Source organism: Tautonia sp. JC769 (assembly GCF_040717455.1).
GTDB lineage: Bacteria > Planctomycetota > Planctomycetia > Isosphaerales > Isosphaeraceae > Tautonia.
The window spans coordinates 57,401-81,324 of record NZ_JBFEFH010000013.1 but is presented as its reverse complement, the minus strand read 5'-3'; the positions used below and the strand labels follow the sequence as shown (position 1 = coordinate 81,324).

16 protein-coding genes are annotated in these 23,924 nt (G+C 69.8%); 10 read left to right on the top strand and 6 right to left on the bottom strand.

Annotated features, from left to right (window positions below; all coding sequences use genetic code 11):
- Window positions 1-99: 99 nt before the first annotated feature.
- On the bottom strand, window positions 100-924 hold the full coding sequence (locus tag AB1L88_RS14370; protein WP_367097362.1) for a thioredoxin family protein: 825 nt from the start codon (window positions 922-924) through the stop codon (window positions 100-102).
- A gap of 56 nt (window positions 925-980) precedes the next feature.
- Window positions 981-1,322, bottom strand: coding sequence for a phosphoribosyl-ATP diphosphatase (locus tag AB1L88_RS14365; protein ID WP_367097361.1), 342 nt, complete (start codon window positions 1,320-1,322; stop codon window positions 981-983).
- Window positions 1,323-1,629: 307 nt separating this feature from the next.
- Here AB1L88_RS14365 and AB1L88_RS14360 point away from each other — a divergent pair, with 307 nt between their 5' ends.
- The gene (locus tag AB1L88_RS14360) at window positions 1,630-3,048 is read left to right on the top strand and encodes a sugar dehydrogenase (RefSeq protein WP_367097360.1); all 1,419 of its coding nucleotides are present in this window, start codon (window positions 1,630-1,632) and stop codon (window positions 3,046-3,048) included.
- Between the two features lie 104 nt (window positions 3,049-3,152).
- Window positions 3,153-4,004: a methyltransferase domain-containing protein gene (locus AB1L88_RS14355; RefSeq protein WP_367097359.1), complete on the top strand. Its 852-nt coding sequence runs from the start codon at window positions 3,153-3,155 to the stop codon at window positions 4,002-4,004.
- A gap of 42 nt (window positions 4,005-4,046) precedes the next feature.
- Here the strand turns inward: AB1L88_RS14355 and AB1L88_RS14350 are convergent, their stop codons facing one another.
- Together AB1L88_RS14350 and AB1L88_RS14345 are read right to left on the bottom strand one after the other, a co-directional pair.
- Entirely contained in the window at window positions 4,047-7,853 is a 3,807-nt protein-coding gene (locus AB1L88_RS14350) for a CHAT domain-containing protein (protein WP_367097358.1), read from the bottom strand.
- Between the two features lie 121 nt (window positions 7,854-7,974).
- Window positions 7,975-9,300 carry a lactate racemase domain-containing protein gene (locus tag AB1L88_RS14345; RefSeq protein ID WP_367097357.1) on the bottom strand — a complete coding sequence of 442 codons (1,326 nt, stop codon included), beginning with the start codon at window positions 9,298-9,300 and terminating at the stop codon, window positions 7,975-7,977.
- Window positions 9,301-10,043: 743 nt separating this feature from the next.
- On the opposite strand from AB1L88_RS14345, the gene AB1L88_RS14340 reads away from it, so the two are divergent.
- The 4 genes from AB1L88_RS14340 (at window position 10,044) to AB1L88_RS14325 (ending at window position 15,777) form a co-directional block, all read left to right on the top strand.
- A complete protein-coding gene (locus AB1L88_RS14340) occupies window positions 10,044-11,507 on the top strand; it encodes a hypothetical protein (RefSeq protein WP_367097356.1) in 1,464 nt (487 codons plus the stop codon).
- A gap of 253 nt (window positions 11,508-11,760) precedes the next feature.
- Window positions 11,761-13,092: a hypothetical protein gene (locus AB1L88_RS14335; RefSeq protein WP_367097355.1), complete on the top strand. Its 1,332-nt coding sequence runs from the start codon at window positions 11,761-11,763 to the stop codon at window positions 13,090-13,092.
- Window positions 13,093-13,898: 806 nt separating this feature from the next.
- A complete protein-coding gene (locus AB1L88_RS14330; RefSeq protein WP_367097354.1) occupies window positions 13,899-14,966 on the top strand; it encodes a sialidase family protein in 1,068 nt (355 codons plus the stop codon).
- Window positions 14,967-14,976: 10 nt separating this feature from the next.
- On the top strand, window positions 14,977-15,777 hold the full coding sequence (locus tag AB1L88_RS14325) for an SDR family oxidoreductase (RefSeq protein ID WP_367097353.1): 801 nt from the start codon (window positions 14,977-14,979) through the stop codon (window positions 15,775-15,777).
- Between the two features lie 124 nt (window positions 15,778-15,901).
- Here AB1L88_RS14325 and AB1L88_RS14320 read toward each other — a convergent pair whose 3' ends face one another.
- Window positions 15,902-17,782, bottom strand: coding sequence for a thiamine pyrophosphate-binding protein (locus tag AB1L88_RS14320; protein ID WP_367097352.1), 1,881 nt, complete (start codon window positions 17,780-17,782; stop codon window positions 15,902-15,904).
- Window positions 17,783-18,070: 288 nt separating this feature from the next.
- On the opposite strand from AB1L88_RS14320, the gene AB1L88_RS14315 reads away from it, so the two are divergent.
- Window positions 18,071-19,504, top strand: coding sequence for a sulfatase (locus AB1L88_RS14315; RefSeq protein ID WP_367097351.1), 1,434 nt, complete (start codon window positions 18,071-18,073; stop codon window positions 19,502-19,504).
- A 152-nt stretch (window positions 19,505-19,656) separates the two neighbouring features.
- On the top strand, window positions 19,657-21,039 hold the full coding sequence (locus AB1L88_RS14310; protein ID WP_367097350.1) for a DUF1501 domain-containing protein: 1,383 nt from the start codon (window positions 19,657-19,659) through the stop codon (window positions 21,037-21,039).
- 46 nt (window positions 21,040-21,085) lie between these two features.
- Here AB1L88_RS14310 and AB1L88_RS14305 read toward each other — a convergent pair whose 3' ends face one another.
- A complete protein-coding gene (locus AB1L88_RS14305; RefSeq protein WP_367097349.1) occupies window positions 21,086-22,219 on the bottom strand; it encodes an FAD-dependent oxidoreductase in 1,134 nt (377 codons plus the stop codon).
- A gap of 218 nt (window positions 22,220-22,437) precedes the next feature.
- Between AB1L88_RS14305 and AB1L88_RS14300 the strand changes: the two genes are divergently transcribed.
- A complete protein-coding gene (locus AB1L88_RS14300; RefSeq protein ID WP_367097348.1) occupies window positions 22,438-23,517 on the top strand; it encodes a DUF1559 domain-containing protein in 1,080 nt (359 codons plus the stop codon).
- 109 nt (window positions 23,518-23,626) lie between these two features.
- Entirely contained in the window at window positions 23,627-23,908 is a 282-nt protein-coding gene (locus AB1L88_RS14295) for a zinc-ribbon domain-containing protein (protein ID WP_367097347.1), read from the top strand.
- Window positions 23,909-23,924 lie beyond the last annotated feature (16 nt).

The window sequence follows — 23,924 nt, the reverse complement described above, 5'->3', positions numbered from 1 at the left end:
CCTCGCCGCGTGAATCGGCCGAACCGGAACGGCCCCCGCATCCCTCGACTCCCATCGGGCGGATGCCGGGGCCGTTTCCCTTCCTCCTGGCATCGTCCCTCACCCCGTCGTCCCCGCCGATTTGCTCAGGATGAGCCGCCCGTCCCGCTGCACCACATCGCAGGTCTCCTCGTCGTTCCCGAGTCGGTCGAGGATCGCCCGGTCGGTCCCGCCGTACCGCAGGTCATTCACGCAGCAGACCCCGATCGCCCGGCACGCCCGCTCGATTTCCTCGGCCGTCTCCGGCTGCTTGAGGAAGTGTGTCGTGATGTTCTCATCATTCAAAGGGGCGAGCAGGTCCGGGGCCTCGAACTCGGGCGACTCGCACGCCAGGCATTGACCCGTCGTGTAGAACGGGCCGGGCACGTTGAGCGGGCAGCGCTCCGGGTGCTGGTGGATCGTCCCCGGCTCCACCTCGACCGCCTCGCCTGCCGCTCGTCGCTCGCGATACCTTCGGAACCAGCCGAACATGGAATGCCTCCCTTCCCCCCGTCGCCCCGATCGGCCGACCCTCGCCCGGCACCCCGGGGGACGCGATGCCCGCTCCAGCCAGCCCTCGACCTTCGCCCGCAAGTCCTCCATCGGGCGAAGTCCGACGATCGTCTCCACCCGTTCCCCCCGGACGAATCCCACGATCGCCGGCAGATTGCCCACTGCACAGCTTCGGAGAAATACCCCCTGCTCCGGATCATCTGCGTCGATCGCGCCGAAGAACACCCGATCCGCGAACGCCTCTCGGACGCCCCTGAGCCGCTCCTCGCAAGGCCGATCAACCTGGTTCCAGACCGCCCAGGCATGCAGCACCACGACCGGATGCCTCGCAATCGCCTCGTCCCGAGCGAAGTGATCAAGCGCAATGGACGAGGGCCGCCATTCCGGTTGCATCGGCGTTGCGCCTCCCGCGAGGGTCGGGAGGATTCGATCCCCCCCGTTGCCCGTCGTCACGCCTTCCCCCGCGACTCCTTCTCCGCGATCCCGCTGATCCCGAACCGACGGCCCAGCTCCTCCTCCACGGCCGACCAGTGCAGGTCGCGGTGCCCGAGCATCACGATCGCATGGAAGACCAGGTCGGCGACCTCCTTCACCAGGTGCTCCTTCCCCTCCTCCCCCGGCTCGTCGGCCGCCTCGACCACCTCGGCCGCCTCCTCGGTGATCTTCGCCGCGATCTTCGGCACGCCCCCGTTGAGCAGCGAGACCATGTACGACCGCCCCTCCGGCGGCCTCGCCTTCCGCTCGGCCACCAGGTCGGACAGGGCATGCAACACCTTCGGCTGATCGGCCACGGCAAACGCTCCGGACTCGTCGGTTCCTCGCTCAACCCGGCCGATTTGCGCATCGGCCCCTCCGTGATCATACCCGAACCGTCCCCCACGCTCCGCCCGTCTTCGCTCCTCCCCGTTCTCTGCGACTCCGCGCCTCTGCGCGCGTCCCTCCCTCCCGTTCACCCTCGAACCTTCCGCGCCGATCGTTCCTCCGCTTGTCTCGCCCGCCCCTGATCGGCGAAGATGGGAGACTTCACCCGGCCGCCGATCGAATCGGCCGGGACGGATGGTTTCATCTTCAGGACTCTTCTGGACACGAGGACGGCGGATGATTCGCTCCGGACCCCACATCACCCCGCTGCTCCTCCTCGGCCTGGTCGCCCTCAGCCCCGCGGCCCTGCCGACCGCGACCGCCCAGGGCCTCGAGTCCTCCGGCTACCGCGCCGAGCGGCTCCCCTTGCCCGCCGACGTCCTGCCGAGCTGCATGGCCGTCCGTCCCGACGGCACCCTGGCCGTCGGTTCGATGGATGGCGACGTCCTGCTGATGGTCGATTCCGACGGCGACGGCATCCCCGACGCGTACCACCGATGGGCCGGCACCCTGCCGCACTGGCCGCTCGGCATGATCGCCGAGGGGGACGACCTGATCGTCGCCACCCGCTCGGCCCTGATCCGCCTCTCCGACACCGACGGCGACGACTGGGCCGACCGCTGGCTCACCGTCACCGACGAATGGGACGTGACCCGCGACCACCACGACTGGACGACCGGCATCGCCACCTGGCCCGACGGCTCGTACGTGGTCAGCCCCGTGACCGACGACGTCCGCGAGCGCTCCGTCGAGGGGCGCCACCACCTGCGGGGCAAGGCCATCAAGGTCGATCCCGACGACGGCTCGGTCGAGGTCCTCGCCCACGGCCTCCGCTATCCGACCGGCTGGGCCACCCGATCGGCCGACGGCCTCGTCGTCTTCACCGACAACCAGGGGCAGCAGAAGACCAACTGCGAGATCAACGTCCTCCGCCCCGGCCACTGGTACGGCTACCCGAGCCAGGCCGACCCCCCCTCCGGCCCCGAGGGGGCCGAGCCGTACACCCCGAACGTCCTCATCCCCTACCCCTGGGCCCGGTCGGTCAACGGCCTCGCCTTCGCCGAGACAGAAGGCAACTTCGGCCCGCTCGAAGGCCAGCTCGTGCTTTGCGAATATAACAACCGCTTCATCATGCGGGCCTCGCTGGAGGAGGTCGACGGCGAGGTCCAGGGGGCCTGCTACCCGTTCCTCGGCAACCTGCTCGGCCCCTTGACGCTCGCGTTCGCCCCCGACGGCACCCTCTACGTCGGCAGCATCCGCGAACCCTCCTGGGGGGGCGAGCCCGAGCAAGGCGCGATCTACCGCGTCCGATTCACCGGCGAGCCCGCCTTCGGCATCGCCGAGGCCACGGCCGAGCCCGACGGCTTCACCCTCCGCTACTTCACCGCCCCCCCCGATGCCGACCTCGCCCTCGACCCGGCCCGCTACACGGTCAAGCGCTATCATCATGTGTTCCAGGGATCGTACCACTCGCCGCCGACCGACATCGAGTTCCTCTCCGTCGCGTCGGTCGAGGACGGCACCGATCCGCATTCGATTCGCTTGAAGCTCCGCGAGCCGCTCATTCCTGGTCGGATCTACGAGATCCGCGCCGACCTGCCCGGGGCCGAGCCCGACATCGCCCACTACACCCTGCACAGCATCCCCAAGCCTTGACGTCTCTCTGAAACGTTGATCCTTTGACCCGTCTTCGGGACGACTCTCCCCCTCCCCCCCCTTTCGCCTCGACGACCCCGTTCGAGCTTCCCCCGGTATCCTCAATGGAACACGACTCCTCCGCCCTCGAAACCGAATTCGGCGTGCCCATCCCCGGCCGCGTCCTCCCCGAATCCGACTGGGCCCGCACGGCGATCAAGCGGCTCCCTCCCCCCGAGGAAGGCCCGCTCGACTGGGCCGCCCTCTTCGGCCGCGAGGCGCCGATCGTCCTCGACCTCGGCTGCGGCAACGGACGCTTCACCCTGCTCAGCGCCCTGAATCGCCCCGATCACGACCACGTCGCCATCGATATCGTGCCCGCCGTCGTCCGCTACGCCACCAAGCGCGCCAACCAGCGTGGCTTGCACAACGTCCGCGTGGCGGTGAAGGATGCACAATCGTTCCTGCGATCCTATGTCCCTCACGAGAGCGTTTCCGAGATCCACCTCTATCACCCCCAGCCCTACCACGACCCGAAAGAGGCCCGCCTGCGCCTCGTCACCCCCGCGGTCTTGAAACACATCCACCGCGCCCTGAAGCCCGGCGGCCTGTTCGTCGTCCAGACCGACAGCCCGGAGTACTGGGAATACATGACCCGGATCCTCCCCTCCTTCTTCACCGTCCGGCCCCATCCTTCCCCCTGGCCCGACGCCCCCGAGGGCCGCTCACGCCGCGAGATCCTCGCCCGCAGCCGCGGCCTCCCCATCTTCCGCGCCGTCTGCACCCGACGCGACGAGCTCCGGCAGGGGGACATCCGCGAACTCGTCCAGAACCTCCCCCGCCCCGACTTCGTCACCCAGGGTCCCTCCGCCGAACTCGACGCCCTGGAAGCCGGAGAGGCCGGCGGCGGCCCCAGGCAAGGCCGCCCCGGCCCTCGCCGCGGCCGACCCCCCGGCCGCCGTCGCCGCCCGTCCTGATCCCGCTCGCCGGAGGCCCTCCCTGGCCTCGATCACAACCGATCAGGCCAGGCCCTCTTCCGGCTTCGGTCCCCCCTTCGGCTTCCGGCGTGACGGTCCCCGACGCGGCGTCTCGATCGTGCGGGGTGCATCGGCCCCCTCGGTTCCGAGCGCCACCACCGCCGCCTCCGACCGGTCCATCCGCGATCCATCGAAGAAGGCGAATTCCGGGTTCCCGTAATGCTGGTAGGCTCCCCAGCTCAGGGCTCCCCCCGGCACGTGAGCCAGCCGGGCGACCGCCCGCCGCGCCGCCTGCATCGCCCGGTGCATCGCCTGCGGGCGAGCGGCATCGAGCCGCCCGTCCTCCCCCTCCGCGAGCCCGAGCAAGCCCCGATAAAGCGTCTGCGAGAAGACCGTCGCCGCCTCGTCATTGACCGGCCAGGCCGTGCAGACGAAGTTCGACACCCCCCGCTCGAAGAACGATTCCGCGAAGCTCGGCGCCAAGCCCGGATGGTAGCCGACCACCCCCCCTTCCAGCCTCGACGGCACCACGCCCGATTCGCACGCATTCAGAAACACGAACCTCGGCACCCGATCCACCCGCCTCATCTCATGGGCCGAGATCACCTGGCCGTCCGAGAACACCAGGCCCGACCCCGCCGGGTCGTCCTTCTCGTAGAAGGCATGACCGGCATAGTGGAAGGCGTCGTACGTCCGCCCCATCAAGAGGCGCAGGACATTCGTCCGCGTCGCCTCGCCGGGACCGATCAACGCATCAACTTCCACCCGGTTGCCCGAGTGCCCCCAGGCCGCGTTGAACGCCCGGAACAGCTCGACCGTCGCAATCCCTTCGCGTCTCGCCCCCGGCAAGGGCGCATCGGCCGCCGGATCGGCCACGACCAGGACGCGCAGGAATCTCCGCGGCGGCGGCGGCGGCTCCGGAGGCGCCCCGAACCCGCTGATCAACTGCCGGGTCAGCCCCCGGCTCGTCCCCAGGAAGGCCGACCCGTCCGCCACGCCATCGGCCGATGCATCCAGATCCGCCTCCGCGTCCCCTTGCTTCCAAAGCTCCGGACGCGCCACCATCTCCCAGTGGATCCGGGCCGAGGTCGCGTCGAGCATCATCACCAGCGGCCCCCCTGTGCGCAGCAACGGCCGGAAGTCACGCGGCAAGACCAGTTGACCCAAAAACCTGCCCCGCGCGAATTGCCGATCCGCGTCGTACTCGGTCGCCAACTCGTCGTTGGCCGAGGCCACCAGCGCCGGGTCCACGTCGATCTCCCGCATCGGCAACGCCGCCGACCGCGTCACCGCCCCGAACCGGAACACGCGGCGGTTCGACACGTCTCCCGGGCCGAATCGGACGGTCATCCGGACCGGATCGGCCCCTTCCTGAGATTCCATCCCCCCTCCCGACGCCCAGCGCCGCCGACGCTCGGACCATTGCCGGGCGAACTCGTCGCGCTCGAACGCCATCGCCCGGTCGTCCAGCGCATTCAACTGTTCCTCGGTCAACGGTTCATAATCGAGAATCAACCGATGCGATTTCGCGAACTCCTTCTTGAGCTGCCGGAACGTCCGATCCACCTCCGGGACGATCCGGGGGTCGGACAGCGCGAACGTCAGGTGCTCGACCCGCTGATTGTCGGCCACGTCCAGCCCGCTGAACGCCAGCTTGATCCCCCTGACCCACGCCTCGGCCGCCTCGGCCGGCGGCAGGTGGGCGTTCTTCGTCCCGATCGGCGCGGCGGCCAGGTGCCGCTTCCCCAGCTTCCCCAGCGCCCAGAGCAACTCCCTGGCCAGCACCGTCAGCTCCGGCGCCCCGAATCCGCCCGGGACCCCCATCCCGCACAGCGCGATCACCCGAGACGGCTCCCTCGGGTCCGGCAGGAAGTACGGCTGCCCGAGCGTCCCCTGCGCCAGGCCGCGCTCGATGATCGGACCCAGGAACCGATGCGCATGCGACAACGCCGGCGAGCCCGACCCCGCCTCCACCGCCTGTCGAGTCTCGGGGCAGTGACAACGACTCACGATTTCATCCAATGCCCAGGCCGGATCGCCCGGCCTTGGCGTCTCCCCCGCATAATGCCCGAGCGCGATCGCGTCGATCGGCGGCGCATCGCCCCGGCCCGCGGCCCGCAACGGCCGCGACCCGACCGCCGAGATCTCATCCAACGCCAGGTGAATCGCGATCCTCGGCGGCTCGATTCGGCGCGTGCCCCCGTCCTCCCGCGTCGATCCCGCACGACCCGGGACCACGTCCCCCAGGATCAACTCCTCCATCGTTCGTGCTTCGTGCGGCAACGTCGCCGGCTCACCCTCGAACGCCTCATCCTCGACCGTCCCGCGCCGGGCCGCGGACCGCGAGCGGGTCCTGTTCAACGAGACCTCGAAGGCCGACCGCTGCGTCTCCTGTCGCTCCGACCAGCGCCGGGCCGCCTCGGGATCGTGCCGAGGCTCGGCGAGCGCGAACTCGGCCGAATCACCCCACGGTTGCTCCACGACGGCACCCGACTCCTCCGCGATCACCGAGCCTGCTCCCCTCGTTCCCGAGCCGCGCAGCTCTCCGAACCGGAGCACTGCGTCCACGGCATTCAGGACGTTCGGATTCTCAAGCATCGCCGCATGCTCATTCCGAACCGTGAACGTCCGCACCCGAATCGGGTTCCCGTCGCGGTCCCGCAACCGGCCCAGCCTCCGGGAGACGCTCCCGTCGCCGTCCGTGGTGAACAGGTAGTGCGCCGCCGCGTCGAACCCCCTCGGCTGCGGGGCGCGGGCCAGGTGGTCGAGCTTCCCCGGCGCGATCCCGTCGGGCGTCTCCAGCCCCTTGCCGGCGATGTAGATCAGGCGATCCTCGATCGCCCGCCTCACCTCGGGTTCGTCGAGCGACCGGGCCAGCCCCTCGTGAAAGGCTTTTGCGTTCGCCAGGTGCCGCGCCGAGACCCCGGTCGATCCGTACGTCGCCGGGTCATACAGGGCTTCCGCCTTCGCATCCACGATCGGAGACGGCAATAACTGATACACCCCCGGGAACGAATGCACGACCCGGAGCATCCCCGCCATGTCGCGCGACAGGTCGAGCCGCTCCAGCATCCAGACCGTGTTCGCCAGCCCGTTGAAGACCTGCGGGACCAGATACGACCCGTGGTTGGGCGTCCCCAGCATCACCAATCGACCGCCACGCGCGTGCCGCTCGGCGCCTCCCGACCACATCGACCGCCACCGCTCGCCGTGCCGGTCGATGAAGCTGCGCGCCACCAGGCCCCCCATCGAGTGCGCCACCAGGTGCACCGGCTCATCGGGGCCGAAGTGCGTGTTGATGCTCGCCAGCAGGGCGTCGGCCGCCAGCCGGACGTCCTTCCGCCAGTCATACGAGAACACGACGACCCGCCAGTCCCGGCGCATCGCCAGCACCAACTCCCCGTAATACTTCCACAAGACATTGCCCGTGCGGGTCGAATAGGCCGGGTCCGCCTGCAAGACCCCGTCGCCCGCCAGTTGCAGGCGCCCGATCCCCCCCCGGGCCAGCCGCCACAGGTTCAGCCAGATCTCGTGGTCGTTCCCCCGCCGGTCGATCGCGTGCAGCGCGCTCCCCATCAGGCCGGGCAAGACCACCACGTTCCCCCGCGGCTTCGGCGACGCCCCCCGCGTGCCCGACGGCCGCGCCACGGCCAACGCCCGCATCCGGCGGAAGCGGTCGTCGCCGAGATAGCCCCGCAAGGCCCGCTCGTCCTCGGCCGTCGGCCGTGCCAGGATGTCTTCAAGCTCGTCGAGCGAGGCCCGCTCGAACCGCTCGATGATGGTGTGAGGTCGCCGATCACCGGGCCGGCCATCGCCGCGCCCGGCCCCGCTGCTGTTCGATGCGCTCATGATCACGATGCCCGGTTGCTGGTGCGAAATGTGCGCGCGAAGTGCTCATCAACCGGAAAGGCAATGCGATCCTCACACCATTACCATTCTGCGCGGATTGCCCCGGTGCAACTCATTTCGGTCAACTTCGCCGATTTTCTCCCGGCAAGGGTCGTCGCCCTTGCACGCTCCCGGGGAACAGGGCGCGTTGATCGAGCGTCCCATCCGGCCCGATCGGCAGCGGGGCGAAGTCCGAGGCAAGGCTCAGCGTCTCCCCCGCGTCCACCTCGTCGGCCAGGGGCCGAGAGACATACATCGTCTCCAGCTCCAGCGTATTGGGGATCACCACCATCCTCACCTGAGACGGTTCCAGGCGCCAGCAGGTCTGCACGCACATGCCGATCACCTCCCGATCGGTCGGCAGGGCCAGCGGCACCCGAGCCCGGGTCAGGAAATTGCTGGTGAAGCAATTGACCCGCATCGGCTCGGGATCAATGTGTCGGACCAGGCGATCGGTCGTCAGGTCGGCCAGGCCGATCCCGGTGGCATTCCCCCGCGTCTCGGGAGACAGGTCCAGCACGGCCAGGCGGGTGATCACCGGCCTCGGCAGGTCCGGCATCGTCTCGACCCGTTGCCGGCCGATCACGTTCGGGTCCATCCCTGTCCCGCTGTAATTCTTCCCCAGCTCGCCGACGATCAGCACGTCGATCTGATCGAACGGCAAGCGCCCCATCATCTGCCTCGCCTCGTCCAGCAGTCGCGGCTCGACCTCCAGCAACTCCTCCGGCTCCACCGCCTCGACCTTCGCCGTCCGCTCCTCGGCGTTCTCCAGCAGGGCGATGCCGAGCGCCACCGGCGTCTTCCGCAGCAGGAACGCCCCGACCTCCGGCAGCAGGGCCCGCAAGCCCGGCAGGCCGAGCTTGTGCACCTGCGCCGCCCCCTCCTGCTTGCCCAGGCCGATCGTCAGCATCTTCAGCAGGCCGCTCTCATACCGGCCGGTGAACGAGGTGTGCGGCTTGATCCGGTTGAGCAGGACGATCCCGTCGGCGTCGAACGCGTTGCGGTCGAAGTGGATCGGCAGGCCGAAGGCGTTCGTCCCCAGGACGACCGTCTCCATCTCCGACCGGATCGGGCAGCCGATCGCCTCCTCCGTCACCCCCAGCTCGGCCAGCAAGGCCCGCTGCCCCTCGGCCGTCCCCTTGCCGTGGCTCCCCATCGCCGCCACCACGAACGGCGCGAACCCGAGCCCCTTGAGCGCGGCGACCGCCGCCCGCGTGATCCGGTCAATCCCCACGATCCCCCGGCTGCCGACCGTCAACGCCACCCGACCCCCTTTCGGGATCCGGGCCGTGATGTGGCTCGTCCGGATCGCCTCGGCCACGGCGCCCGGCGCGTCGTCGAGGGCGGGGAAGGCGGTTCGCTGGCGGACTCGGGCGACGGTCGGCAGGTCAATCGCGCGTGGCATCATGGTGGGGGCTCCTTCCCGGCGGGCTCGGCGGGGCGATTCATCTTACCGGCCCCCCCGCCGATCGTCAGCACCCCCCGCGCGGGATCGGACCGGGACCGGGACCAAGATCAGGACAATGCCCCCAACGCTTCATGCGCGGCACGCCGCAAGGCACCGCTCGACGGCGTGCCCCCTCGGGCCCGGGGCCCGTCGTCCCGACCCCCAAACGAATGCCCGGCCATCCCGCGCCCCGACCGGGCACGGTCCCGCGGTTCCCATGATGTCGATGCGTCGATCAATGCCAGTCTGGTCCCGTTTGAAGCGTTTTGTCCGGGTTCCTGCCGATTGTAGTTTTTCCCGCCCCCGACGGGCCCGGCCGGAGCCCCCCGGCCCTCGATCCGGGGGGCGGAAATGTTGAATCCACCCGGCTCGCGGCGCGACGCTGCCGCCATTGAACCGCTCAAGCCCCTTGGCGCGTCACGGGTTCGGGCCGCGGTCTCGACGGAAGTTCAGTCGTTGGGTTTCGGGATCCTTGTATGTACGCGTGTGTATGAAGGGGGGCGTCCCTCCCGGTCCTGGCACGCTGTTCGCGTTACCGATCCGACATCGACCGCGTCTCGACGTTCGCTCCTCCGAGCCTCGTCCAACTCAACGGCCCCGAGTCGCCGATCCCGGCACCCCTCGGGCCGCCCGATCGCGAGACGCGCGAACGTGTTTCCCTTGATTTCGAACCCACCGAGGGCCCCGTCTCGGGGTGATCGCTCGTGGTCTCGATTGCGCTCGAAACCCTGGTTGCCGCGTCGTCCATGTTCGGTGAAGCCCAGGAAAGCCGCCTGGCCGTCCGGGATCGCCAGGATCAATCGCTCGTCGATCGAATCGGCTCGCATGAAAGCACGTTCATGCCGCCCGCCTCCCTGGCCCGCCGCCATTTCTTCGTCGCCCCGCTCGATCTCCTCGTCCACCGCGACCCCTGGGGCCGCCCCCGCTTCCAGGTGGCCGAGCTGAACGGGACCGGCATCGGCGGCCTCACGAACATGACCGAACCGGCCGTCGACTCGGTGCTGCGTGCCTTCTCCGAGGTCCCCGAGGTCCTGCCGGTCTCCGACGAAGGCTCCCCCCCCCTGGTCGTCATCGCCTCCTCGGGGCGCGAAAACCGGGCGTCGCCGCGGGTCAACCGGCTCTTTTATGAGAAGATCCTCTATGCCGATGCCATCGCCCGCGGCTTCGCCTCCCTCGGCGAGCGCTGCGACATCCTGGGCTGGGACCAGGTCGCCCGGATGGGCACCTGGACCCCCGATCGCCCGACGGTCGTGCTCGGCCACCTCCGCGAGCTGGCCGAGGCGATCACCTGCGACGCCTTCGGCCGCCTCCGCCTGTTCGGCTCGCCCGTCTCGGCCACCGTCAACGACCGCTTCTGCATGAACCTGGTCAAGCGATTCGACAACCGGATCGACCTCGACCGCTGGTTCACCGCCAACCGCTGCTTCGTGGCCGGGGCCGACAAGGCGACCGCCTACGACCTGTTCAACCGGCACAACGCGACGCTCCCGCCCGACTCCTCCCCGCTCGTCGATCGCGCCATCCCGTTCGCCCGGGCCCGGACCCGGGTCGAGCTGGTCGAGACGGTCCTGGCCTGGGTCCGCGCAGGCCGCCGGACGGTCATCAAGCCCATGGCCACCGGCCTGGGGCACGGCATCGAGTTCTTCCTCGACGCCGGCGAGCCGACCGAGGCCATCGTCTCCCGGGTCGACCGCTCCCTCGCGTTCGTCCAGGACCACTACGACTACCAGGGGGGCGGCCTGCCCTACACCGTCTGCGAATACCTCGACTCGGCCGTGGTCGACGACCCGTCGCACGACCTGCACGGCCACAAGTTCGAGCTTCGCGTGGTCGTCTACCGCGACGGCGACCGGCTCCGCCCCTTCCCGTCGATCGCCAAGGTCTCCGCCTCGCGCTTCGACGCGGCGTCCGTCGATCGCGGCATGCTCATCAATAACGTCACCGCCTCCTCCTCCGCCACGGCCCGCCCCGGTCGCGAGTACGTCCTCCCGCTCGCCAACGAGAAGACGCTGGCCACGCTCGGCATCGAGGAATCGGAACTCGCCGAGCTGTGCCGCTTCTGCACCGGCTACGTCGCCTCGGTCCTGGAGGCGCTCGAACCCTCCTCCGTGCCCGCCCCGCTCGGCATCCGCGCCCCTGCCGGCCGTCCCCTCGTCCACGTCGCCTAGCGCCGTGACCCATCCTCGCCCCGGCCCCCGCCTCCCCTCCGCCCTCGGGGAGAGGGCCGGGGTGACGGGGCCCGATTCCGAGGCCAGCCCGCCCTGGCCTTCGCCCCTCTACTCTCCCGGGGGGCGATCGGGGGCGATGCCGTGAACCGGGGCGCAGCCGTCGTCTCGGAGCGGCCATCCCGCACGTTCAACCCATGCCGAGCCCCCCAAGCATCGTGTCTCATCCGTTCCCCCTCCCGGAGTTCCACGGCCCGTGCTCGACTGGATCGATCGACGGATCACCGCCCTTTGCTGCCTGGCGCCGGGCGACGTCTCGCGCCTGGTCCCCTTCTTCGCCCTCTATGCGGTCCTCTTCGCGGCCCTGACGATGGCCGACGGCATGGCCCTGGCCCTCTTCCTCGGCCGCGTCGGGGCCGATCGCCTCCCCCTCTGCTACGGGCTGACGGCGCTCGGCAGCATGGCCGCCGTGGGGGCGTACATGCGGATGGCCCGGCACCGCCCGGTCGCCGGCGTCTTCCGGCTGATCCTCGCGGGGGCGGCGGCCGTCTTCCTCGCCTCGTGGCTCGCGGGGCTCGGGTTCCTGGGCGACGCCGCCGGGCACGCGGCCCCGGCCGTCCTCTTCGCGGCGCGCGAGGTGTCGCTCGTCCTGGTGCTTGCACACTTCGGCACCTTCTTGCAGGAGTATTTCACCCGGGACGACCTGAACCGCGTCCTTCCCGTCGTCTACGCCGGGGGCCGCTTCGGCGGCCTGCTCGGCGGCGCGACGCTCGAACACCTCGGCCCGGCCCTGGGGGTGCTCCAGCTCGCCCCGGTCGTCGCGTCCTTGATGTTCGCCGGGGCCCTGGCCGTGACCACCCTCGCGAGACGCCTCCCGACCGCCCCGGACGACCCGACCGCCGCGGCCCGTCGCCCGGCGGGCGTGCCCGGCGGCCTGGCCCGCTCACCCCTCTTCCGCTGGCTGGTCATCTCCTCCGGGCTGTTCATGGTCGTCCGATGGTTCCTCAACTACGAGTACAACCACTTCTTCGAGCGCCACTTCGCCTCCGAGGCCGAGCTGGCCGCCTTCCTCGGCCGCTACACCCAGTGGGCCCTGCTCGCGTCGTTCGTGGTGCAATTGCTGCTCGTCAACCGTCTGGTCCGGTTCGCCGGCCTCCGCGGGGCCGTCGGCCTGACGGTCGTGCTCCTGCTGCTCGGCATGGGCCGCAACCTCTGGGAGCTGACCCTGCTCGCCGCCGTCTGGAGCCGATTGCTCGAATCGGAGCTGCGCTTCGGGCTCCGCAACCCGATCAACCAGCTCGTCACCAACCAGTTCTCCCGGCCCGACCGCGTCCGCGTCCGCGCCTGGACCCTCGGCGCCCTCAACCCCGTCGCCGCCCTGCTCGGCTCGATCGCCCTCGGCACGCTCCAGGTCTCCGGCCTGACCTCCTGGATCGCCCCCGTCGGCTTCGGCCTCGCCCTGCTCCACGCCCTCGCCTCATTCGCCCTGACCCGCCACCTCCAGGATCCGGCGTCTTCGCTTCCGTCCCCACTCCTCTCCCGCCTCGCCCCCCGGGCCCGATTCGCCCGATCCTCCCGGATTGTGTGACTGCCCCTCCCTTTCCCCACGATGATAAGGTCGTGCGATCGCCCCCAAGGCGTCGCGTCCCTTGCTGCTCGCAACCCCTCCTCCCCGCCCTTCTCTTTCTCAATCCGGCCGATCGTGCCTTGAACGCGAAACATGAAAATCATGAATTCGATTTGCCGAATTCACGATTTTGGCCGCCCTTATGGCGCCGGTCTCTCGGTTCAATTCCGCACCCCTCCCCTTCCCGAAACGAATCAGGTTCTTCGCCCGAACATCCTTCCTGGAAATGATTTGCGGTTGAGTGTATCAGCGCACCAGCCGCCGCGCGGCGGGCGCATCGGGGTTCCTGCCCCTTCGGCTGCCGACCTGGTCGCCTGCTCCCTTCGTCTCCCCGTCCCCTCCGGCGCGTGTCGATTCCCGAAACGAATCGGTTCGATTTTGCGAAAGTTGCGATTTTTCAACGAGTTATGCCACTTGTCGCCCGCGCACCGGGGCGCACCAGCCCCCATCCCGGCCGCGCACCCGGCTGAGGATCGGCCCGATCCCCCTGGCCGTCCGTCGCGCCCCGATCCGGCCGGGCCGATCCCCGAAACGAATCGCGAAATTCGAGGAAATCTCCTGCCTTGCAGAGGTTTGCGTCGAATGCCTGACGCGCACCGGGCCCGATTCCCGCCGCGCGGCAGGCCCCGACCGGGCCGGATCGGCGCCCCCTGGCGATCGGGCGGCCCGGGCGGCATCCTTGGAGGCGGGCTGCCGAGGCCCCCTCCGGTCCGGGTCGATGGTCGGCCCGGCCGGATCGGCCCCGGCTTCGCCCGGAGGACGTCCCGATGTCGATTGCCGCCAGGGTGCTCACCGTCGTTCCGCTCTGGATCCTGCTGGGGGGGGCTTCCCTGGCGATCGGGGCCGAGGGTCCGGTCCTCGCCGAGGGGTTCATCTACGAGGAGGCCCCCTTCCCCCAGTGCCACGCCTCGACGATCGCCGAGGCCCCCGACGGCACCCTCGTCGCCTCCTGGTTCGGCGGCACCCGGGAGAAGCACCCCGACGTCGGCATCTGGGTCGCCCGCAAGGCCCCCGGCGCCTCCTCCTGGTCGGCCCCCGTCGAGGTCGCCAACGGCATCCAGTACACGACCCTCCCCGGGGGGGAAGTCGTCCGCCACCCCTGCTGGAACCCGGTCCTCTTCCAGCCTGAGGACGGCCCCCTGCTCCTCTTCTACAAGGTCGGGCCCAGCCCGAGCACCTGGTGGGGGATGCTCACCACCAGCCCCGACGGCGGCCTGTCCTGGTCCCCCCCCCGTCGCCTGCCCGAGGGGATCCTCGGCCCGATCAAGAACAAGCCGATCCCCTTGCCCGACGGCACCCTCCTCTGCCCGACCAGCACCGAGGACGACGGCTGGCGCGTCCACTTCGAGACGACCCCCGACCTCGGCCTCACCTGGAGCCGGACCGGACCCATCAACGACGGGAAATCCATCGGCGCGATCCAGGGGAGCATCCTCACCCGGGCCGACGGCTCGCTCGTCGCCCTCGGCCGCAGCCGACAGGCCCGGCTCTGGCAGGCCGTCTCCACCGACGGCGGCGCCTCCTGGTCCGAGATGACCCTGACCGCCTTGCCGAACCCGAACTCCGGGACCGACGCCGTGACCCTCGCCGACGGCCGCCACCTGCTCGTCTACAATGCCACCGAGCGCGGCCGGTCCCCCCTGAACGTGGCGATTTCCGCGGATGACGGACAGACCTGGACCATGATCCACACCCTCGAATCCGAGCCCGGCGAGTACTCCTACCCCGCCGTCATCCAGGCCGAAGACGGCACCATCCACATCACCTACACCTGGAACCGGACCCGCATCAAGCACGTGGAACTCGACCCGAATTCCCTCGAACCGACCTCCTAAGGACACTCTCATGGATATGCAGCTTACCGGCAAGATCGCCCTCGTCACCGGCTCGACCGCCGGCATCGGCAAGGCGATCGCCGCGGGCCTGGCCGCCGAGGGGGCGACCGTCGTCATCAACGGCCGCAACCCCGAGACCGTCGAGGCCGCCGCCCGCGAGCTTTCCTCCCGGGGCGGAGGCACCGTGCACGGGGTCGCCTGCGCCCTCGACACCGCCGAAGGGGTCGAGACGTTGCTCAAGGGGGCCGAGGCCGTCGGCCCGGTCGACATCCTGGTCAATAACGTCGGCATCTTCGAGCCGAAGCCGTTCGACGAAATCCCCGACGCCGACTGGCAGCGTTTCTTCGATGTGAACGTCATGTCCGGGGTCCGCTGCTCCCGGGCCCTGATGGGGGGCATGCGGGATCGCGGCTGGGGCCGGATCCTGTTCATCTCCAGCGAGTCGGGCATCAACATCCCGGAGGAGATGGTCCACTACGGCATGACCAAGACGGCCCAGCTCGCCATCTCCCGGGGGCTGGCCAAGACCCTCGCTGGGACGGGCGTGACCGTCAACTGCCTCCTGCCCGGCCCGACCTGGACCGAAGGGGTGGCCACCTTCGTCGAGCAGATGGCCGCGCAGCGCGGGACCACCGCCGAGGCGATGAAGGCCGAGTTCGTGCCGATGGTCCGGCCCAGCTCTCTCATCCGGCGCTTCGCCACCCCCGAGGAGGTCGCCGCCCACGCCGTCTACCTCTGCTCTCCCCTGGCCTCGGCCACCAGCGGCGCGGCCCACCGGGTCGAAGGGGGGATCGTCGACGTCTGCTTCTGACGAGCAGCCTCGCCGACACCCCCCTGTCCCGAATTTCAAGCCTGACGAACCCGGAGGAGCCCCCGGACTTCACCCGCTGCCTCGACACCGATCGCCGTCCACGACCATGCCGAATCCAGGCGTCTCAATCATTCTCAAGCATGGGGTTCGCCACCCGGCCGAACAGGCGGAAGGCGGCGCGGGCCTTCTGGCCGGTGTCCATCTTGTCGAGGTACGAGGTCCGGAGCGAGTCCAGCCAGCGGAGGTCGCGGCCCTCGTAGGAGATCGCCACCCGGACCAGGATCGGCCCCGGGTGGGCCATCGCCGTGGCGATCCCGCCGAGGACCTCCTCGTTCGACTCGATCGACAGCGACGACAGGCCCATCCCCCTGGCCAGGGCCGTGTAGTCGAGCTTCGCCAGGTGCGTGGCGGTCGTCCGCTTGAACAAAGGCTCCTGGAGCATCTGCATGTAGTGATACACCCCGTCGTCGAGCACGAAGATCCGCACCGGCAGGTGCATCCGGGCCGCGGTCGAGGCCTCCAGGCCCGACATCAGGAAGCAGCCGTCCCCCGTCACGCAGGCGACCGGCAGGTCGGGCCGGGTCCGCTGGGCGCCGATCGCCGCCGAGACGGCCCAGCCCATGCTCTGGTTGTCGGCCGGGGTGATGAACCTCCGAGGCCCCTGGCGACGCACGGCCTCGGCGGCCCAGTGGGTCGAGGCCGTCACGTCGACGAACATCAGGCCCTCCGGCCCGATCGCCTCGCCGAGCAGGGCCAGGAACCGCATCGGGTCCACCCCCTTCGTCACCCGGACGGCGACGTGCTCGGCCCGCTCGGCCTGGCGGTCCTCCTGGATCGCCCGGACGAGCCGCACGTTGGGGGGGCGTCGCATCGGCTCCCCTTCCGCGAGCACCCGGGAGAGGAAGGCTCCCGCCTCGGCATGGACCTTCACCGAGGCCGGCACGTTGCGGCCGAGCACGGCGGGGTCGATGTCGACGTGGATCAGGTCCTCATGCTTCGGGATGTTGTAGTTGGCCGTCGTGACCTCGTTGTAGCGGACCCCGATGGCCAGCACCGTGTTGACCTGCTTGAAGGCCCGCTCGGCCGCCTTCGAGCCGAACGAGCCGTAGCCCCAGCCGACGGCCAGCGAGTGATCGTCCGGGATCACCCCCTTGCCGCTCACGCTCGTGGCCACGGGGGCCTGGAGCAACTCCGCCACGGCGACCAGGGCCGCGCTCGCCTCGGCCGTGCCGAGGCCGGCGTAGATGCCCACGCGCCGGGTCGGATCCCGCAGGATGTCGATCGCCTTGCGGACCGCGGCCTCGTCCCAGGGAGGGGCCAGTTCCAGCGGGATCGGGTCGTCGTAATCCCAGGTCTCCGACAGCAAGTCGTACGGGACGACCACGCCGACCGGCCCCGGGGGCCCGGCCTTCGCCAGTTGGAAGGCCCGGTGGATCGCCGCGGCGATCTGGCCGGCGTGGTGGACCTCGATCACGTTCTTGCAGACGGTCCGGAGGATCGCCGCGTTGTTCAACGAATGCACCTGGCCGAGCGGCGCGGCCGGGCCGCGCTTCACGTCGGTCACCAGGCCGACGATCGGCACCGTGTCGAGCAAGGCCTCGCCGATGCCGGTCATCGCGTTCGTCAGGCCGGGGCCGGGGATCAGGGCGAAGGCCCCGACCTTGCCCGAGACTCGGGCCGAGGCATCGGCCATGACCGGCGCCGCCGACTCGTGGCTGTTAAGCATGTACGGGACGCCCAGGGTCTTCATCGCGTCCCAGAACTCATTGTTCTGCGCCCCCGGTACGCCGAAGACGCAGGGCACTCCCTCCGCCTGAAATGCGGCGGCGGCGGCCTTCGCGCCGGTCATCCGGCCCTTGATCCCCGCCCCTTGCTCCGGGGGGACGGCGACCAGCGGCAGCCTCGGATCGGGAGCCGGTGGCGCATCCTGAGCTGCGGCCTCGGCGGCCAGGCCGGCCCCCACGGTGCCGATCGTCCCAAGGACGGTGCGTCTCGTGAATTCCATCAGGGGGTCTCCCGGGGCGATTGGGACGAGAAATGCCGGATCGTCGGCGGAGGCGGGTCGCTACGGTTGCTCTATTTTGCCCAGTTTTCGCAGTTGGGTGAGAGGTTTCTTTTGGCTCTTTTGGTATCGGCTGTTCCGGTTCGTTGGATTGATTGGGTTCTGCGGGGGCGTTGTGCCGGGCGGGACGGTGGGCTAGGGTGTGACGGTCACGGTCCGAGAGGGGTTGCGGGGCCGGGCCGGGGCGGTCCGGACCGCCCGCGAGTCCCGCGCCAAGGCGAGGCCAATCTGATGCTCGGTCTGATCTCGGTGCTCCGGTTGCGGTCGGTCCGACGGGGCCGTTCGCTCGCGTTCCTGGTGGTCCTTTTGGGCGGGCTGGCCGGCCCAAGCGTTCAGGCCCAGGAGGGGGCGACGGCCCGGCCGAACATCGTCATGCTGTTTGCCGACGACTGGCGGTGGGACACGCTCGGCTACGCCGGGAACCGGATCGTGCAGACGCCGAACCTCGACGCCCTGGCGGCCCGGGGGGCCTGGTTCCGGCAGGCCCGGGTGACGACCTCGATCTGCTGGGTGAGCCGGGCGAGCCTGTTCACCGGGCAATGGATGGCGCGGCACGGCTCGCCGAACCCCGAGCCGATCCCGACCCCCTGGGCCGAGACCTATCCGGGCCTGCTCCGCGAGGCGGGCTACTGGCTCGGCTTCGTCGGCAAGTGGCACAACGGGCCGTTCCCGGGCGACCGGTTCGACTTCGGCACCTCGTACATGGGCCAGCACTACATGACCCTGCCGGACGGGACCGAGATCCACGTCACCGCCCGCAACGAGCGCGACGCCCTGCGATTCCTCGACGAGCGGCCGGAAGGGCGGCCGTTCTGCCTCACCGTCTCCTTCTTCGCCACCCACGCCGAGGACCCGCACCCCGACCAGTACCTCTCACAACCGGAGAGTGCTCCACTCTACGAAGGGGTGACGATCCCCGTCCCCGCGACCGCCACCGAAGCCCACTTCCGCGCCCTGCCCCCGTTCCTGGCGACCGAGAAGAACGAGGGCCGCGTCCGTTGGTACTGGCGGTTCGACACCCCGGAGCGTTACCAGCGGTACATGAAGGCCTACTACCGCATGGCGACCGAGGTGGACCGCACCGTCGGCCGGATCGTGGACGAGCTGGAACGCCAGGGCGTACTGGACAACACCCTCATCGTCTTCATGGGAGACAACGGCTATTTCCACGGCGAGCACGGCCTGGCCGACAAGTGGTACCCGTACGAGGAGTCGTTGCGCGTCCCCCTGATCGTGGTCGACCCCCGGATGCACCCGATGCGTCGGGGGCACGTCAACGACGACTTCGTGTTGAATGTGGATGTTGCCCCGACCTTCCTGGCGGCCGCGGGCATCCCGGCCCCCGAGGGGATGCAGGGCAGGGACTTCGCCCCGCTCTACCTGGAGGCCGACCCCCCCGCCTGGCGCCAGGAGTTCTACTACGAGCACCCGACCGTGACGAACCGCGAGCGGATTCCCAGCTCCGAGGCGGTCGTCCGCAAGGACGTGAAGTACTCGTACTGGCCCGAGTGGGGCTTCGAGGAGCTGTACGACCTGCGGGCCGACCCCTTCGAGGAGCACAACCTGGCGAGCGACCCGGCGCAGGCCGGTCGACTGGCCGAGCTGAGGGCTGCGTTGGAGCGGTTGCGCCGGGAGGCGCGAGGCTCCCGGGCGTCCCCGCGGTGATGAACTCTTGATAAACAATGGTGGGCTCTCGTAGAGTACCACCCTTGGGAAGATTGGGCCGTCCTCTCCTCGTTGCCTCCGGCCCCGCGTGTCCCCTGGATTTCCGGCCGGCTTCGTCCGGGCCGGACCCCTCCGACGCAAGGAGCCTGCCGATGCCCCGCCCGATCCTGTCGCCGACCCGATGCGAGGGGACCCTGCCGCGCCGATCGTTCCTGCGGGCCTCGCTGACCGGCCTCTCGACGCTGGGCCTGGCGGATCTGCTGCGGCTGGAGGCGGCCGCGGCGGGTGCGGGTGCGGGCATGGGGACGGGGCCGCAGTCGGGGCCGTCGATCATCCTCATCTGGCTCTGGGGCGGCCCGAGCCACATGGAGACGTTCGACCTGAAGCCCGACGCCCCGGCCGAGTACCGCGGCGAGTTCAACCCGATCGAGACGAACGTCCCCGGCATCGTCATCAGCGAGCACCTGCCCCGGCTGGCGAAGATCGCGGACAAGTACGCTCTGATCCGGTCGCTCTCGCACGACAGCCCCGGCCACATGAACAGCACCCACACGGTGATGACCGGCTACACGGGGGAGATCGTCGAGACGCCGCCGTACAAGCCGAAGCAGCCCGACATCTTCCAGGCCGCCCACAAGCTCCTGCCGAGCCGACTGCCGGGCCTGCCGCAGTGGGTCGCCCTGCCTCGGGTCCGCTACACGGGCGGGGGGCATTTCGGCGAGTCGTTCGGCCCGTTCGTGGTGACGGCCGACCCGAACGACCCGCAGTTCCAGGTGCCGGCCCTGAGCCTCGACGAAGGCCCCCGGTCCCGCCTCTCGGGCCGGGGACGCCTGCTCGACGACTTCGAGCGGATGCGGCGCACGGTCGAGCAGACCGAGCAGGTCGAGTCGCTCGACTCGTTCCAGCAGCAGGCGCTGACGCTCTTGACCGGCACGACCGCCCGGGACGCCTTCGACCTCTCGGGCGAGGATCCTCGGATCCGCGACCGCTACGGCCGCGACGAGATCGGCCAGCGTTGCCTCCTGGCCCGGCGGCTGGTCGAGTCGGGGGTGCGGCTGGTGACGGTCGACTTCCCCTGCGTCCCGGGGCAGAAGGCGTTCTCGTGGGACGACCACGCGAGCGTCTGGAACATCTTCGAGCAGATGAAGATCCGCCTCCCGGTGCTCGACCGCGCCGTGTCGGCCCTAATCGAAGATGTCCACGCCCGGGGGATGGAGCGTGACACCCTGGTGGTGGTGATGGGGGAGATGAGCCACACGCCGAAGCTCTCGAACCACCAGGGGCAGCCGGGGCGCGAGCACTGGGGCAAGTCGATGTCGCTCCTGCTCTCGGGCGGCGGGATGCCGATGGGCCAGGTCATCGGCGCCACCAACCGACGCGGGGATGAGCCGGTCGACCGCTTCCTCAGGCCGAGCGACCTGCTGGCCACCTGGTACACCTACCTCGGCCTCGATCCCCACGCCATCTTCCCCGACCAGACGAATCGGCCGATCCCGCTCCTGCCGCACGGCGAGCCGATCCGGGAGCTGGTCTGAGCCGCCAGGAAGGTACAGGGCGGCTCGGCCTGCGGGTCGCGGGATTTCAGCGGTACCGGCGGAGGAATCGGCGGTCGAGGAGGTCTTTCCAGGCGAGCATGCACCGGCCCCGGTGGGAGAACGCCCCCCAGCAGGCCAGGCCGGTGCCGTCGCCCAGGTTGAGGATCTGGAGCCATCGCCGCTGGGGGCGATAGCGTCGGAGCCGGCCGCCGAGCAACGTCGCGCAGAGGTTGTGGGCCAGGACCCTGGCCTGCCTCACGGCGACGACGCCGATCCGGGGCAGGTCTTCTCCGTCGAGCGTGGCGCAGTCTCCCCCGGCGAAGAGGGTCGGCTCCCGGATCGATCGGAGGTACGGGTCGAGGAGGAGCCGGCCGTCGTCGCTCGTGGGCAGGCCGATCTGCCCGATGATCGGCGGGGCGACCAGCCCGTGGGCGGCGACGACCAGGTCGTAGGCGATCCGGCCGCCCCGGCTCAGGACCGCCGCGTCCGGCTCGACCCGATCGACGGCCGACGCGGTCCGGACCGCGATCGCGCGGCGATCGAGCAGGGCGCCGATGGTCCGCGCCGCCGATTCGGGGAAACCGCTCAGGATGCGGTCGCCCGAGGTGGCCAGGGTGATGGTCACCTCGGCATCGAGGCGGTCGGCCAGGGCCCGGAGGTTCAGGGCGATCTCGCAGGCCGTGGCCCCGCCGCCGATGATCAGGATGTGGGGGGGCTGGGCGGGGCGTCCGTCGCCGTGCCGGACGCGTCGGGTCAGGTCGGCCCGGAGCTTGGCCAGCCGCCGGATCGGCTTGGCGGGGAAGGCGTGGGAGGCGAGCCCGTCGACCCGGTCGAGGGGCACGCAACTGCCGAGGTCGAGCGAGGCCACGTCGTAGGCGAGCGACCCTCCCCCGGCCAGATGGACGACCCGGGCGGCCGGATCGACCCGCGTGACCCGATCTCGGAGGAATCGTGCCCCGACCCGTCGGGCCAGGGTCTCGACGCTGATGCGATCTTGCTCGACCTCGTACTGGCCGCCGAGCATCCCGGTGGCGAGCCCGGAGTACCAGAAGTCGTCCTGATCGACCACGGTGGCCTCGATCCCGGCCCGGGTCAGGGGGCGAAGCGTCCGGATCACGTCCATGTGGGCGTGTCCTGCCCCGAGAATCGCCAGCCGCCGTCCCTTCTGCGTCCCTGTCACGTCGACGTTCCTCGTCTGCTTCCGCCTCCGGGATGGTTCGCGTGTGCGCTTGCCGGGACCGTGCCGCAGTTTCCGGGCCGATTTTCCTATCGAAGGAGGTGGATGATCCTTAAAATGGATTTCTTCACGCCAACCTCTCGCCGAGGAGCCGGGCGTCTCCCGTGCGAACTGGTTTGATTGGGCGAGAAAGGGTTCTCAAACCGTAGAGTCTCATGCGCATGGAACGGTCTCTCCTCTCTCGCTTCGAAGGGGCGCGAGCCCATCGTCGGGCGTTCACGCTGATCGAGCTGCTGGTGGTCATTGCCATCATCGGCGTGCTGATCGCCCTGCTGCTCCCGGCGGTGCAGGCGGCCCGGGAAGCCGCGAGGCGGGCGCAATGCACCAACAATCTGAAGCAACTGGGGATTGCGCTGCATAACTACCACGACGTGCACGGTTCGCTGCCTCCGGGGCGCATCGCCTCGCCGTCGTGCGGCCGGGGGTTCTTCATCGGTTGTCAGAACACCCCTTGGTTCTCGATGATGCTGCCCCAGATCGAACAGCAGGCGCTGTACGACGCGTTCAATGCGGAACTGGGGGCCGAGGGGCCGATGCCGACGATGCCGGTGGCCGGCTTCTTCGCCAACGCGACCGTCGGGGCCACGAAAATTGCGACCTTCCAGTGCCCGAGCGACGGCGAGAATCGGTTCCGGATCGCCCCGACGTATCTGGGAGGGGCCTTGAGCGGCCCGAGCTTCTCCAAGGGGAATTACGCGGCGAGCTGGGGCAACACGTACTGGGGCCAGGACCAGCCGAACCCGAACGGCCTGCTGACCGACCCGATCACCGGGGCGCCGGCCACGTTCATGGCCTCGGCGTTCGGGCATGCCGGGAAGGTGAACTTCGCCTCGATCCGGGACGGGACGAGCAACACGGTGGTCGTGTCCGAGATCATCCAGGGGGCCGAGAACGACCAGCGCGGCATGGTCTGGTCGACCCTGATGGGCGGCGGGTCGTTCACCTCGCGGTTCCCCCCGAACCAGTTCCGCGACTATTATCTTCTGGAGCACGACGCCGACCGGCTCAACGACACGGTCTTCTGCGTGAACGACCCGGGGGGCCGGCTCCCGTGTGTTCCCGCGGTGGGGAGCGACCGGCTGCGGACCTTCTCGGGGGCCAAGAGCCGCCATCCGGGGGGCGTCAACACGCTCCTCGGCGACGGCTCGGTCCGGTTCACGAAGGACACGATCAACCACGCCCTCTGGATCGGGCTCAGCACGATCCGAGGGGGAGAGGTCATCGGCGCAGACCAGCTTTGAGGTCGATCCGGCCTCGTTTCCCCAATCAGTGTCGCCCGGCCGGCCGGCCGTCTCCTCCCCTCGACGGGGGGAGGAGGCCGCCGGCCGCCGGTCGATCCGAGCGAGTTCGATGATGCGAGGCGACGACACCGAAGACGATTGGGAGGGGGATGATCCGGACGACTGGGACCTGGAGGATGAAGCGGAGGAGGACGACGACGACGGAGAGACTGCCGTCCTCCCTTGCCCCTCCTGCGGGGCCGAGGTGTACGAAGACGCCGAGCGATGCCCCGAGTGCGGGGACTACATCGTCCGGCGGCTCCGGAACTGGGAGGGGAAGCCGTGGTGGTGGGTGGCGTTGGGCCTCCTGGGAATCGGCGCGGTGATCTGGGCCCTGGGATTGGCGCGTTGATCCGGAGAACAAGGGG